The organism is Microcystis sp. M015S2 (assembly GCF_020245945.1).
GTDB lineage: Bacteria > Cyanobacteriota > Cyanobacteriia > Cyanobacteriales > Microcystaceae > Microcystis.
The window spans coordinates 12,874-26,961 of sequence record NZ_JADBTX010000045.1 but is presented as its reverse complement, the minus strand read 5'-3'; the positions used below and the strand labels follow the sequence as shown (position 1 = coordinate 26,961).

At 43.4% G+C, this 14,088-nt stretch carries 15 protein-coding genes; 8 read left to right on the top strand and 7 right to left on the bottom strand.

The annotated features are described in order from the left end of the window. The first annotated feature begins 78 nt into the window (after positions 1 to 78). Genes IM473_RS09145 through IM473_RS09135 form a run of 3 tightly spaced genes read left to right on the top strand, consistent with a single transcriptional unit; the run spans position 79 to position 2,556 of the window. Positions 79 to 654, top strand: a complete 576-nt coding sequence (locus IM473_RS09145; protein WP_287658596.1) for a hypothetical protein — start codon at positions 79 to 81, stop codon at positions 652 to 654. A gap of 1 nt (position 655) precedes the next feature. Next, positions 656 to 2,335 (top strand): glycosyltransferase family 39 protein, encoded by a 1,680-nt coding sequence (locus IM473_RS09140; RefSeq protein ID WP_287658595.1) that lies wholly within the window; start codon positions 656 to 658, stop codon positions 2,333 to 2,335. An 11-nt stretch (positions 2,336 to 2,346) separates the two neighbouring features. Next, positions 2,347 to 2,556 carry a hypothetical protein gene (locus tag IM473_RS09135; protein ID WP_002739214.1) on the top strand — a complete coding sequence of 70 codons (210 nt, stop codon included), beginning with the start codon at positions 2,347 to 2,349 and terminating at the stop codon, positions 2,554 to 2,556. A gap of 105 nt (positions 2,557 to 2,661) precedes the next feature. Here the strand turns inward: IM473_RS09135 and IM473_RS09130 are convergent, their stop codons facing one another. From IM473_RS09130 to rpmH, 5 genes are all read right to left on the bottom strand, one after another. Continuing rightward, positions 2,662 to 3,156: a Jag family protein gene (locus tag IM473_RS09130; RefSeq protein WP_151695271.1), complete on the bottom strand. Its 495-nt coding sequence runs from the start codon at positions 3,154 to 3,156 to the stop codon at positions 2,662 to 2,664. Beyond that, the gene (yidC, locus tag IM473_RS09125; protein ID WP_287658594.1) at positions 3,156 to 4,304 is read right to left on the bottom strand and encodes a membrane protein insertase YidC; all 1,149 of its coding nucleotides are present in this window, start codon (positions 4,302 to 4,304) and stop codon (positions 3,156 to 3,158) included. The genes IM473_RS09130 and yidC overlap by 1 nt, the downstream gene beginning before the upstream one ends. An 84-nt stretch (positions 4,305 to 4,388) precedes the next feature. After that, on the bottom strand, positions 4,389 to 4,784 hold the full coding sequence (locus IM473_RS09120) for a PH domain-containing protein (protein ID WP_002738951.1): 396 nt from the start codon (positions 4,782 to 4,784) through the stop codon (positions 4,389 to 4,391). Continuing rightward, entirely contained in the window at positions 4,774 to 5,136 is a 363-nt protein-coding gene (rnpA, locus tag IM473_RS09115) for a ribonuclease P protein component (protein WP_287658593.1), read from the bottom strand. Before rnpA ends, IM473_RS09120 begins: the two co-directional genes overlap by 11 nt. A 26-nt stretch (positions 5,137 to 5,162) precedes the next feature. Beyond that, complete coding sequence (gene rpmH / locus IM473_RS09110; protein ID WP_002739276.1) at positions 5,163 to 5,300, bottom strand: 50S ribosomal protein L34; 138 nt, start codon at positions 5,298 to 5,300, stop codon at positions 5,163 to 5,165. Positions 5,301 to 5,390: 90 nt separating this feature from the next. Between rpmH and IM473_RS09105 the strand changes: the two genes are divergently transcribed. Beyond that, positions 5,391 to 7,355, top strand: a complete 1,965-nt coding sequence (locus IM473_RS09105; protein ID WP_287658592.1) for an amylo-alpha-1,6-glucosidase — start codon at positions 5,391 to 5,393, stop codon at positions 7,353 to 7,355. 90 nt (positions 7,356 to 7,445) lie between these two features. After that, positions 7,446 to 8,105, top strand: coding sequence for an HAD-IA family hydrolase (locus IM473_RS09100; RefSeq protein ID WP_287658591.1), 660 nt, complete (start codon positions 7,446 to 7,448; stop codon positions 8,103 to 8,105). Positions 8,106 to 8,308: 203 nt separating this feature from the next. On the opposite strand, the gene grpE is transcribed toward IM473_RS09100, so the two are convergent. Continuing rightward, positions 8,309 to 9,031 carry a nucleotide exchange factor GrpE gene (gene grpE / locus IM473_RS09095; RefSeq protein ID WP_287658590.1) on the bottom strand — a complete coding sequence of 241 codons (723 nt, stop codon included), beginning with the start codon at positions 9,029 to 9,031 and terminating at the stop codon, positions 8,309 to 8,311. 333 nt (positions 9,032 to 9,364) lie between these two features. Between grpE and IM473_RS09090 the strand changes: the two genes are divergently transcribed. Next, on the top strand, positions 9,365 to 11,377 hold the full coding sequence (locus IM473_RS09090; protein ID WP_287658589.1) for a GspE/PulE family protein: 2,013 nt from the start codon (positions 9,365 to 9,367) through the stop codon (positions 11,375 to 11,377). A gap of 197 nt (positions 11,378 to 11,574) precedes the next feature. Next, a complete protein-coding gene (locus tag IM473_RS09085) occupies positions 11,575 to 12,681 on the top strand; it encodes a type IV pilus twitching motility protein PilT (RefSeq protein WP_287658588.1) in 1,107 nt (368 codons plus the stop codon). Here the strand turns inward: IM473_RS09085 and IM473_RS22710 are convergent. Next, positions 12,665 to 12,853: a hypothetical protein gene (locus IM473_RS22710; RefSeq protein ID WP_502845926.1), complete on the bottom strand. Its 189-nt coding sequence runs from the start codon at positions 12,851 to 12,853 to the stop codon at positions 12,665 to 12,667. The genes IM473_RS09085 and IM473_RS22710 overlap by 17 nt on opposite strands. On the opposite strand from IM473_RS22710, the gene IM473_RS09080 reads away from it, so the two are divergent. Continuing rightward, positions 12,822 to 14,036, top strand: a complete 1,215-nt coding sequence (locus IM473_RS09080) for a type II secretion system F family protein (RefSeq protein ID WP_287658586.1) — start codon at positions 12,822 to 12,824, stop codon at positions 14,034 to 14,036. The genes IM473_RS22710 and IM473_RS09080 overlap by 32 nt on opposite strands. Positions 14,037 to 14,088: the final 52 nt, after the last annotated feature.

The following is a 14,088-nucleotide window of genomic DNA, read 5'->3' as shown; positions in this document are numbered from 1 at the left end:
CAGGAAAAGGGCAATATTCGTCGTCAATCTGGTTAAATAATCAGTAAATTGCCTAAAAACTGACATATTCTCCAGAATATGACCCTAGAAACCGCGATTATGACCATAAAATTTTTCTGGCCTTTAGTTTTAGGATTATCTATTGTTATTATTGACAATGGGCAATATCTGAGAGCAGAAACGGTAACTTTGAGCGCCAGTCAACGGCAACAACTGCGATCGCTAGATGCTAAGATTATTTTACCTAACTATATCCCCCCCGGATTTCGGGCCAGCGAGATTAAAATCCTCGCAGAAGAGAGGAAAGGATACGCAATCCTCTTTGAAAATGCCGAGAATAGCTGTTTTTTGGTGGAAGGAATCGAAAACGCTAGGGGCGATGATGGTTTAGAATTAGAGGGAACCCTAGCGCTCAATTCCCCACTATTTGGAGAAGGATACTGGCTCAATTATGGTACACCCAAAAACTCGGAATTAAGGCAACAATTCCCCGAACCCGATTTTTATTCCGATTGGATGAAAATGGGAGAATATTTTTATCGTCTCAGTGGGGCATTAATTGCCCGGGAGGAGTATGATTATCCTAATTGCCGTCAAGATATTTCCCCATCGGAAGCGGTTAAAATAATCGAATCTTTCGGAGATAACAATTAAATTGAATTTATCTACAGTCATTTCTGATCTACAACAAAGAAGCAAGGAGCGGTTAGCTTGGTCTGATTTTTGCTGGTTAGGATTAGTAATAATTTTGGGACTGGTTATTAGGTTAACACAATTAACGAGCAAACCTCCCTGGACGGATGAATTTGCAACTATGGTTTTTAGTATTGGCAATAATTACCAGATAGTGCCGTTAAATCAGATAATTTCCCTCGCCACTTTATTCGCACCTCTCCAGAGCAATGATCGGGCAACTATTGCCGATGTAATTAAATTAGTTATTCAGGAGGACAATCATCCACCTTTATATTTTATTCTCGCCTATCTCTGGAATAAATTATTCTTTGATCGGGGAGAATATGTATCTTTAGAAGGAATGCGAGCGCTGGCAGTATTTTGGGGAGTTATTTCGATTCCTTTAATTTATTTTATCAGTAAATTGGTCTTTAAATCAGGCTCGATCGCTTTTCTAGCGGCGATTTTAATGGCGGTTTCTCCCTACGGGGTTTTTATCTCCCAAGAAGCGCGTCATTATACTTTAGCGGTTGTATTTGTACTCATATCTTTAGGCTGTTTTCTTAGGGCAAGCGGCCAAATTATCCACCATCAAAGAATATCCCATACTTTGGTTTTTTTCTGGTTAATTGTCAACTGTCTAGGGTTATTAGTCCACTATTTTTTTAGTTTAACTATCCTAGCGGAAGCAATAACTTTATTATTGATTTTATTCAATCAAATCAAACAAAAAAACTTTTGGATAACTAATTGGTGGCGTTTAAGTTTAGTTTTTTTAGGTAACTTGAGCTTTATTGTTATTTGGTTGATCACGGTTGTACCCAAAGATTATGGCAATCAGATGACCGGTTGGATTCAGAGAGACAATGATAGTTTTTTAGCAGTAATTAGCCCCTTTTTTCAATTGCTGGGAACATTAATTACTATGCTTTCTCTGCTCCCCGTTGAATCAGAATCTTTAATAATTATCTTGATTTCTGGGGCAATAATGATCGGGTTTTTTCTCTGGATTATCCCACAATTAAAAACAGCGTGGCTAGACTCCTATAAACCAGAATTAGGCATTCTCTCGGTATTTTTTCTCAGTTCAATTGCTATTTTCTTTGTCATCACTTATCTGCTTTCGGTCGATATTACCCGGGGAGCTAGATATAGTTTTGTTTACTTTCCCTCGGTAATTTTAATTCTAGCAATTTTATTAGATAATTGTTGGCAAAGGAAGCAGCAAAAAATCGTAATTATTGTAATTATCATGGCTTTAGTTAGTTCCCTAAGTGTTACTTTTAATTTAGGCTATCGTAAGTATTATCGCCCAGATAAATTAGTTACCACCATCGAAAATAATAGCCGTTATCCGCTAGTAATTGCTACTAGCTATAGGAGTTTGGTGCAGGTGGGAGAAATGATGGGAATTGCTTGGGAATTTAACCAAAGATTTCCCGACAAAAACCCTAAGTTTCTCTTAGTCAACCCAAAACAAAAGCCAAATTTTAATCTGTCATCTTCTCCCCCTTTTGAATTATGGTTAATTAATTTCCATTCTTCAATAGATTTATCGGACTGTCAACTCTCAGAGTTATCCTCCAATTATGTAACGGGTTATGAATATCAAAAGTTTCTCTGTGGGCGATCGATGGATTATAATAGTAAAGTTAAGTAGGGCTATTAACTATGATTATTTGGGTAAATGAACAGATTGACCCCTGCGGTTTAGTACAAGCTTGTATTGCCTGTCAAGACGAACAAGCGGCAAAAGATTGTCATCAAAGTTGGTTAACCAGTCTTACGGATGAACAAAAACAAGCGGGGTGGGTAGCAGTTTTAAGAACCGTAGAATCTTGGGATGATGTACCTGTAAATGCCCTGAAGTTAAGTTATTAAATCTCCTGCAACAATCAAAAATCTTCCGTTAGGTGAAGAAACTCCGAGACAGGAAATATCTGGCTAAAATAAAAAAGAGGGCAGGTTTTACCCCACCCTTTGGTCTTATTTTAAACGAATTACTAACCGGCGATCGGGTTCCACGCCGCGACTTTCTGTGGTTAAATCGTTTTCTTCCTGAAAAAAGGCATGAATTTGGCGACGTTCTGCCGAAGATAGGGCTTTTAATTCTATTTCCTGCCCTGTTTGCCGCACTTGCGTCGCCGCTTGATTCACCCAGTCGAAAAGTTCTGCCTGTCTTTGTTGACGATAGCCATTGATTTCGACAATATAGAACTGATGTTCTGCCGACTCGACACCAATATTCAGAATCGTATTAGCTAGGGATTGAATCGCATCCAGTCCCTCACCCTTGTTAGCGAGGAGAAGTTCCACTTGTTGGGGACTCAATTGACTGCTATCAATAATTAACCAACAGGAGGAAGGTCCAGTTCCCAATTCCTGCACACCAATCTGGACATCTGTGGGCATGGCCATCAACTTTAGCAGTTTTTCCAGCCATTGTTTAGCTTTCTCGCTATTTTGCTCCCATATACTCATTACGATGTTTTTTCCTTTTTCTTGCTAGAACGTTTTTCAAAGGGGAGAGCATCGCGGGTTTTTTCCGTTTTTTCCTGTTCCGCTACCAATTTTTGCAGGTTTTCCGGTAAAGGTTCCCGCATCAAAATCACCGTTTGAATAGTTTGGAAGATGTTCGCGGTTAAGATATACATCAATACCCCCGCCGGTAAGGGGAAAAACAGGAACATCATACTAAAAATTATCGGGGTGATTTTATTCACCGTTTGCTGTTGTTGGGCTGCTCCCCCCGAAGGCGCACCGGCGCCGGATAACTCTTGGTTAACATAGATACTAATACCGAAAGCGATCACCATCGCCAAGATATCCCAGTGAATTTCACCATTCGCACCGGTTGCCCCAATTCTTCCCAGGGCCTCAATAAAGAGAAAACCCGTATTAGCGGCAATCCCCGGCACGATAACTTTAATACTGGCATCTCCGGGGGCTAAAGCGACGATGGAACCGTCTTCATTAACTTGCACCAGTTCTTGACCTTTAACCACCTCGTAGGTGGGTTTTAGGTTATTTTCAGGTGCTTCCGTGGCTAATTGGCTTAAAGACTTGCCCTGGTCGTTTTGCAGGTCGATTTTTACCTGTTCTCCCGGGGCGATTTTATTGCCTTGGGGTAAAAAAGCGGTAATGGGATAGTGGAGAGATTCGTCAATATAGACGTTTTGGGGTTTGGTGGCATAGGGTTGGCGCTGCACGAGGGCGATTTGTTCGCTTGGCAGCACTTGTAAATCGACGGTATAGTTAATATCCGAGAAAGGGGAACCCCGCAGCGTCGCAAATAAAGCCAAAAGAATCGGCATTTGTAATAACAGGGGTAAACAACCGGCTAGGGGATTGCCCAACTCCTGCATTAATTTGCCCATTTCCTCCTGTTGTTTTTGCGGGTCATTTTTGTAGCGTTGTTGAATTTCTGCCTGTCTTTCCTTCATTAGGGGTTGCGTGATTCGCATTTTTCTCATATTGCGAATCTGGCCGGCGCTGAGGGGAAAGACGGCAAATCTCACCACTAGCGTTAAAGCAATGATGGCGAAACCGTAACTATGCACAATCCGAAAGAAAAAATCTAGGATTGGCAACATGATATTTGTGGAAATAAATCCGACTCCAAAATCCATGGCTTTAATCTATGCCTTCTCGTTTAATGGGGGTTCACTTTGACAAATCTAATTTATCGAATCGCGGCGATCGATTATTTTGTTTTATTGACTGATGATCGATTCTAGGGGACGACCGGTTTTATCGGCGACTCTTTCGGCAATATAGTCATGAATTTCCCGGAATTTCGGCATCGCGCGCATTTCTAAACGACTTCTATCCTTGAGAGTTACGACAATATCCCCCCAAAGACCAATTCCTCTCGGCATTTTCGCTACTTTTGCCACTTCTGAATAGATAATATCTGTGCGATCGCGTCCCATCCAACCCCCAGTGATCGAAATCCGCCGATCGGTTATCTTATATCTTAACCAGATTGCCCGTACTACTGCCCCAACGGTCAAAGGTAAACAAATCACCGTAAATCCTAGCAGGATATTGATGATTAGGTCGCCGATGTGCGGACCGCCTTCATAAAAAGTTTCTTCTTTAATGCCCATGAATTATATTCGCCTTCACTAACAACTGCTTTAATTCTCGCAAAAAATGTTCATAATTGCACTCGATCGCCTCGGGACGGATAATGATTATCCCTCGCCATCCTGTCGCTATTTCTGGCAATAACTGCCGAATTACCGCTCGTATTTGCCTTTTTAGTCGATTACGAACCACCGCTTTTTTACTAACTTTCTTGCTAATCGAGATACCAAAACGACTGGGGAGAGAGTGATCTGGGCAAGAATCCTCTAAACTAATTAAGGTTAAGTGGGAACCGTGATAACGCCTCCCTTTTCCATAGACAGCTTGAAAATCCTGTCGATGTTTTAAGCGATGAATTTGGGGTAGTCCCACGAAAATTAGTCGGTTCCCAGAATAACCTAAACACTTAAACGATAGCGCCCTCTTTTCCGACGAGCTTTAATCACTTTACGTCCGTTGACGCTACGCATTCTCGCTCTAAATCCAGAAGTGCGCTTCTGTTTGCGCGTGGTTCCTTCTAAAGTACGTTTACTCACTGCTGATTTTTCTCCTTAAGATAGAGTTAGTCTATAGATATAAAGACACAATTTTCAATTATAACAAAATTACTAGGAATTGGGAAGCTCATGGTCAGGCTCCGTTTTGGTCGAGATATCTGTAATTGTCTCCCGGTGGCTGAAAAGCGCGAATGGTTAGTCACTAATGGTATTGGTGGTTTTGCCGCGGGAACCGTGGCCGGATTGCTAACTCGCTGTTATCATGGCCTCTTGATCGCTGCTTTGGCTCCACCGACGCAAAGAACGCTTCTTGTGACTAAAATCGATGAATCGGTACAATATAACCAGAAAATTTATCATCTGGCCAGCAATCGCTGGTTAGGTGCTACGATCGAACCGCAAGGCTATATTAATATCGAAAGTTTTCATCTGGAAGGGACGATTCCCGTCTGGACTTTTATCTGTGGGGATGCCTTGCTAGAAAAGCGCATTTGGATGGAACAGGGAGAAAATACCACCTATACTCACTATACCTACCGTCGTGGCAATTCTCCCCTAACTCTCAATCTGACTGCTTTTGTCAATTATCGTGATTTTCACGGCAATACCCAGGGTTTTAACTGGCAAATGGCTATTAGTCCTCTGGAAAAAGGAGTAAGAGTGATTGCCTATGACCATGCTGTACCTTTTTATCTATTAATCAGTCAAGGAGAGGTTTTTCCTGCTCATATCTGGTATTATCGCTTTGATTTGGCCGTGGAACGTTATCGTGGTTTAATCGATCGGGAAAATCATCTTCATGGGGCTAGTTTTTCGGCTACTCTTAAAGTGGGAGAATCGGTGACAATTGCCGCTAGTACCCGTCCCGATCCGAATTTAGACGGTCAATCTTCTCTAGAGTTTCGCTATCGCTACGAAAATAGTCTGATTAATCCCCAGCAGCCCGAATGGATTCAACAACTTACCCTCGCTGCCGACCAGTTTATCGTTAGTCGTCCTCTCCGGGATCAACCGGACGGCAAAACGATAATCGCGGGTTATCCTTGGTTTGGTGATTGGGGTCGCGATACGATGATCTCCCTAAGAGGATTAACTTTGACTACAGGCAGACCTGCGATCGCGCGTCAGATTTTACTAACTTTTTCTCGTTATCTAGACCGGGGTTTATTGCCCAATTTACTGCCCGATGGCGGAGAAATGCCCGAATATAACGCTGTCGATGCTATTCTTTGGTATTTTGAAGCCATTCGTTCCTATTTTAACCAAAGCCAAGATTTTGAGTTTCTCAGAACTATTTATCCCGCTTTAAAGGAAGTGATCGCTTGGTTTCGTCGCGGTACTCGCTACAATATTCACCTAGATGACGATGGTTTGATCTATGCCGGCGAAGCGGGAGTACAATTGACTTGGATGGATGCCAAAGTTGATGATCTGGTGATTACTCCCCGCATCGGCAAACCCGTAGAAATTAATGCCCTTTGGTTCAATGCCCTAAAAATAATGGTTCAATTTGCCCATTATTTGGGCATGGATGCCACTGATTACGAAAAAATGAGAAAAATGACCTTAAAAGGGTTTTCTCGCTTCTGGGATGATTCTCTGGGGTATTGTTACGATGTTTTGGATACGGACAAGGGTAATGATGCCAGTTTACGACCGAATCAACTTTTTGCCGTGTCCTTGTCGGTGGAGGAGTTATTAAATTCCCCACAGAAAAAGGCCATTGTCGATATTTGTGCTTTAAAATTGTTGACTTCTCGCGGTTTGCGATCACTAGATGCCGATCATCCTGATTACCGTGGCGTTTACAGTGGTGATCGCTTAAAAAGAGATAGTGCCTACCATCAGGGGACAGTCTGGGGATGGTTATTAGGGGCATTTATCGAGGCCCATCTGAAAATCTATCGCGATCCCATTCTAGCTGAGAGTTTTTTAACACCGATGATCGACCATCTTCAGGATAGCTGTATCGGTAATTTAAGTGAAATTTTCGATGGTAATGCCCCTTTTACCCCTAGGGGTGCTTTTGCCCAAGCATGGACAGTGGCAGAGGCATTAAGGGTTTGGCAAGCGATCCGAGAATTTACGCCATAATCCTTTAAAATGAGCAATTGTTAGGTGTGTTAGGCTGGCTAAAGGGCCGACCCTAAAAACCTCAATTCGACCGTTATAAACAAAACTCTCATGCAGAAACCGCAAGTTATTTTTCTCGATGCTGTGGGGACCATTTTTGGAGTAAAAGGCAGTGTCGGAGCAATTTATAGTCAAATAGCGGCGGATTTTGGGGTAGAGGTGGCGGCCGAGAGACTAGAACAATCTTTCTCGGCTATTTTCCCCACTTCTCCCCCCCTGGCTTTTCCTAAGGTTGAACCGGCACAAATTCCTGAGTTAGAGTATCGCTGGTGGCGATCGCTGACTGGGGCAGTTTTTAATAATTTAGGTTATCTGGAACAATTTCCCGATTTTGAGGCTTTTTTTGGCGAACTTTACCGTCATTTTGCCACGGCCGAGCCTTGGGTCCTGTACGAGGATGTCATTCCCGCTTTAAGACTCTGGCAGATTCAGGGGATCGAGTTGGGCATTATTTCTAATTTTGATAGTCGTATCTACCAAGTTTTGGCAGAATTAGGCTTAGAATATTTTTTTCGCTCGATCACGATTTCTTCCCAGACAGGAGCAGCTAAACCCGATCCGGAAATTTTTCAAATCGCCCTGCAAAAACATGATTGTTCCCCCGCACAAGCTTGGCATATTGGCGATAGTAAAAAAGAGGATTACCAAGGAGCAAAATCCCTAGGTATAGAGGCATTTTTAATTAAAAGATCAATAGGGCTTGCTGAATAAATCTAAAAACCTTGTTGGCTAATATCTTTGGCTCTTATGGGTAAAATCCTACACCCCACACCCCACACCCCACACCCCACACCCCTACGAATAAATAGGTCAAGAGAGAAAAAGTCTTTCAGTGGGGATAGGGGACAGGGAGGGAATACAGACCCTACCAGCTAATACCTAACCCTCAAAATGCTTTAATCCCCATCGGGATTTTAGACCGATTCCTGCGATGGAATGGAAGTAGATTCTGACTGATCAGCGTTAGGGTCTGCCTCTTTGGGGGCGGCCACTTTTACCAAAGCATGACGCAAAACATCTTCTCCGAGAGTGTATCCCCGCACTAACTGCTCCACTACCGTGCCTTCGGGATGTTCATCGGTGTACTCCCGCATCATCGCTTCGTGGTAGGTGGGATCAAAGGGTTGACCTTCCGGACGCATGGGGGAAACGCCTAAACGCTTGAGACTCTCCACTAAGGTTTTATAGACTCCTTGGTAACTCTTGTGAATACCCATCTCGCCATCATTAGCCGGTTTAATTTGAGTACGGGCGCGCTCAAAATTATCCACCACGCCAAGAATTTCCATCAGGGTTTTGCCCTTGGTTTTGGTTTCCAGTTCCTCTTTTTCTTTCTCTGTGCGTTTGCGAAAATTGTCGAACTCGGCCGCTAGACTGATATAGCGTTTCTTATAGGCATCAACCTGTTGGGTTTGCTCCTCTAACTGCTGCTTGAGAGTGTCGATCTCCTCTTGTAGAAAATCGATAGTCATTCCGTCTGGAAGGGAAAATTCCTCGCTAGAGGCGGCCTTGTCCGTCACCGTTTTGGCTTCATCGGTGAGACTGGTTTCTGATTCGTTTGCAAGAGATTCAGGGGAATTAGAAAAGGATTCTTGGTTTTCGTCGAAAATTGCTGAGGTATTTGGTTCTGCACTCATGGTATACGATTTTAGTGGGGAATTTGGCAATATATGACCATTTACTGCTAATTTTGGTCTTTAAGTACCAGCTAATAATCAAGGTTTAACCCTTAATGTAACATTTTGTGGACAATATCCGTAACTAGATATATAGCAGTTTTCATCAGAATGAGGCATGGGCAAGGGGCTTAAACCCCTTGTTGGCAAAACTTGTCGATACCTCAGTAACGTGAAAAGCACTATAGGCAGCCCCGATCAATAATCAGTGATCTAGAAAAATTTTTGCTAGAATGCAATTTTCTCAGTAAAATTGGAAAGATTAAAGGGTAGTGGAGAGGTTAGGAATCGTCTATGACATTTTCTTCCAAGAAAACCCGTGCTGTTGCCCTACGCAATTACTTTTCCCCCTTTGGTAACAAGTTGGTGCAGTCGGGCTATATCGGTGCCGAGCAAATGCAACAGGCCCTGGTGGAAACACGAAAATCGGGACGATCATTAGTAGAAATATTACAAAAACTAACCGGGCGACCTTTGCCCCCAGATTTACAGCGACAGTATAAGAAAAACCAGTTATTTGAACTAAAAATTCTCTACGGAGTCGAATCTATCGACCCCGAATTGAGCGATGTGGATGGACTGGAAATAGCCAGGCTGATCGATTCTTTGATTCCGATCGATCTTTGTCGTCGCTATCGTCTCATCCCCCTGCGTCGAATCGAAGGAGAGCCGGCTTCAATTTTGATAGCGATGGTCGATCCCGACAACCTAGAGGCTACGGACGATATTAATCGTATCCTCCGCCCCAGGGAGTTAGGTTTACAGCGTTTAGTGATTACCAGCGAAGATTATGAAAGATTACTGGAAAAATTCCACTGGGCCCAACCGGAACTAGAAAGGGAAAAAGCCAGACTCGAAAAAGAAAAAGAACTGGAAAAACTCTCGGATATCACCGATATTGTCGCCAGTATTGAGGTGGTCTCTGGTGCTGACGATGAAGTGGCCGATGATCTCGGAGAAGGAGACGCTAATCAAGCCCCCGTCATCAACCTGGTCAATAAAATTCTAGCTAAAGCCCTACAGGAAGGGACTTCCGATATTCACATCGAACCCCAAGACGAATTCCTGAAAATTCGCTTTCGCAAAGATGGAGTTCTTCATCAAGCTTTTGATCCACTGCCGAAAAGAATTACCCCGGCGGTTACAGCCCGTTTTAAAATCATGGCCGAGCTCGATATCGCCGAACGTCGTCTTCCCCAAGATGGTAAAATTCGGCGGATGTATCAAGGGCGGAAAGTGGATTTTCGGGTTAATACCCTGCCCAGTCGCTACGGGGAAAAAGTCTGTTTACGGATTCTCGATAACTCGTCTACCCAGTTGGGTTTAGATAAACTAATCACCGATCAAAAGACCCTGCAAATCGTCCGAGACTTGGCCAGTCATCCTTTTGGTCTGTTGCTGGTGACGGGCCCCACCGGTTCGGGGAAATCCACCACTTTATACTCGGTGTTAGCGGAAAGAAATCACCCTGGGGTCAATATCAGTACCGTCGAAGATCCGATCGAATATTCTCTACCAGGCATCACCCAGGTGCAGGTAATTCGCGAAAAAGGCATGGATTTCGCCTCGATTCTGCGGGCCTTCATGCGACAAGATCCGGATGTGATTCTGGTGGGAGAAACTAGGGACAGGGAAACAGCTAAAACAGCGATCGAGGCCGCCTTAACCGGTCACTTGGTCTTAACTACCCTACACACCAACGATGCCGCAGGTGCGATCGCTCGTCTCGATGAGATGGGGGTTGAAACGTTTATGATTTCTGGTTCTCTGTTGGGAGTTTTGGCCCAGCGTCTGGTGCGGCGCGTCTGTACCGAGTGTCGAGTCGCCTATCACCCCACCCAAGAGGAATTGGCCCGTTTTGGTCTTTCCGCTGCCAATGAACAGGAAGTGACCTTTTATAAGGCTAATACCCTGACCATAGCGGAAATTCAACAGGCGCGAAGACAGGGTAATCTCTGCGTCAAGTGTAACGGCAGCGGTTATAAAGGTCGCATCGGTGTCTATGAGGTGATGCAGAACAGTGAACGACTACAGCAATTAATTAACCAAGGGGCAACCACCGATCGTATTAAGGAGGCGGCCGTCGATGAGGGCATGGTGACACTCCTAGCCTACAGTTTAAATCTGGTGCGCGAGGGTTACACCACCCTCGAAGAAGTGGAACGGGTGACATTTAGCGATTCTGGTCTGGAAGCGGAATTAAAAGCTAAACGGAAAAGCGGTTTAATCTGTAGTGGTTGTCGCGCCGAACTACAACCAGAATGGCTCGATTGTCCCTATTGTATGAGACCGCGATTTAGTGGTTAAGACAGTTTTTCAGTGATCAGTGATCAGGGAACTCCGGAACAGGCAAAAGTATTATGAATTTGTCTCCTGACGGAAAAGAGGGTGTGGGGTGTAGGGAAAGAAACCTCTTTCATCTGTGGGGGTGAAAATTTTTTCATCGGGACTGGCTCCTATCTCCTTTTCAGTTTTTACTTTATACGATAGATGGAGTTTAACTTATGGACTTAATGATCGAAGATTTAATGGAACAATTGGTCGAGATGGGCGGTTCCGATATGCACATTCAGTCCCGTGCGCCGGTCTATTTTCGCATTAGTGGCAAACTCACCCCGATTAATGAAGAATCTTTAACCCCGCAAGATTGTCAGAAATTGATTTTTAGTATGCTCAATAATACTCAAATAAAAGAGTTAGAGCAGAATTGGGAATTAGACTGTTCCTATGGGGTGAAAGGATTAGCAAGATTTAGGATAAATGTTTATAAAGAAAGGGGAGCTTATGCAGCTTGTTTACGCGCTTTGTCCTCTAAAATTCCTAACTTTGAACAATTAAATTTACCAGAAGTAGTCCGAGAATTATCGGAAAGACCGAGGGGATTAATTCTCGTAACTGGACAAACAGGTTCAGGTAAAACTACCACTTTAGCATCAATTTTAGACTTAATTAATCGGACTAGGCCTGAACACATTTTGACTATAGAAGACCCGATTGAATATGTTTTTCCTAATATAAAAAGCCTGTTTCACCAACGACAAAAAGGAGAAGATACCAAGAGTTTTGCTAACGCATTAAGAGCAGCTTTACGAGAAGATCCTGATATTATACTTGTGGGAGAAATGCGGGATTTAGAAACAATTAGTTTGGCAATTACGGCGGCGGAAACCGGTCACTTAGTCTTCGGAACCCTACACACTAGCTCGGCAGCGGGAACAGTCGATCGGATCATTGACGTTTTCCCCCCTAACCAACAGTCACAAATTCGCTCCATGTTATCCAATTCTTTACTAGCAGTTTTTAGTCAAACCCTAGTCAGGAAAAAAAATCCTAAACCGGGAGAATTTGCCCGGGCAATGGTACAGGAAATCATGGTGGTAACTCCAGCGATCGCTAACCTAATTCGCGAAGGAAAAGCCCCCCAAGTTTACTCAGCAATTCAAACGGGAATGAAGCTAGGAATGCAAACTATGGAACAGGGATTAGCTAATTTAGTTGTTAGCGGTGTTATATCCTTTGAAGAGGCAATTTCTAAAAGTAGTAAACCCGATGAATTACAACGTCTTGTCGCCGGGTCCGGTGCTAACGCCAAAACTAAAGCCTGGATTTAATAACAAATCCTGTGTAAAAGGGATAGGAGAGTGGGAAGTGGGAAGTTTTTTCAGTAAACAGTGAACTGATAACTGATAACTGATAACTGATAACTGATAACTGATAACTGATAACTGATAACTGATAACTGATTTGTACTATGCCTACTTTTGTCGCACAAGTTAAAAGCAGCTCTGGAAAAGTTTTCCAAGAGAAAGTTGAAGCTATGTCTCCCGATCATGCCCGAATGATGCTGAAGGCGAAATATGCTGCCGTCGGTAAAATCAAAAAAGCGGGAGGAGAGATCGATCTTTCTAGTTTAGAGTTGATGTTTGCCAGCATTTCCATCAAAGATAAAGCGGTTTTTTCTCGTCAATTTTCGGTAATGATTAATGCTGGTGTGCCGATTGTGAGATGTTTAGGAGTTTTGGCTGATCAATCCAGTAATCCCAAGATGAAAAAAGCACTACAAGCGATTAGCGCCGACGTACAGCAAGGGAGTCCGTTATCGCAAGCGATGGCCAAACATACCGAATGTTTTGATGAACTTTATGTCAGTATGATCGAAGCTGGAGAGACGGGGGGGGTACTCGATGAAGTGCTGCTCCGTCTCTCGAAACTTTTGGAAGATATGGCCCGCTTGAAAAACCAGATTAAATCAGCGATGACCTATCCAGTAGCAGTGGGAATTTTGGCGGTAATTGTGTTTTTCGGGATGACGATCTTTTTAATTCCCGTGTTTGCGAAAATTTTCACCGATTTGAAGGTGCCACTACCAGCTTTAACGCAATTTATGCTCTTTTTAAGTGGTGTGATGCGTAGTTGGTTAATTTTAATTCCGATTGTCACCATTGCTGCCACGGTTTTTTTACTGCGTCGCTATTACAAAACCCCGATGGGTCGTCTGCAAATTGACTGGTTTTTCCTTAAAATGCCCCTTTTTGGCGATTTGAATGAAAAATCGGCTGTGGCTAGATTTTGCCGGGTTTTTGGGACTCTGACGCGTTCTGGTGTCCCGATTTTGAGTTCCCTTGATATAGTTTGTAATACGGTGGGTAATCAGGTAATTGCTAATACGATCGCTGGTGCTAAGGAGGAAATTCAGCAGGGGGGAATGATGAGTTTGGCCCTACAAAAAGCCAATGTTTTCCCAGCTTTGGCCATTCAAATGATTAGTATTGGTGAGGAAACGGGAGAATTAGATGCCATGATGATGAAAGTGGCGGATTTCTACGAAGATGAGGTGGAACAGGCCGTTAAAGCTTTAACCAGTATCATTGAACCGTTGATGATGGTTGCTGTTGCGGGGATGGTGGGAACTATTCTTCTGTCTATGTACTTGCCTATGTTTAAAATCTTCGATGCCTTGGGATAAGTTTATCAGTGATCAGTTATCAGTGACTATTGCTGGTAGCTTGAAATCAGCC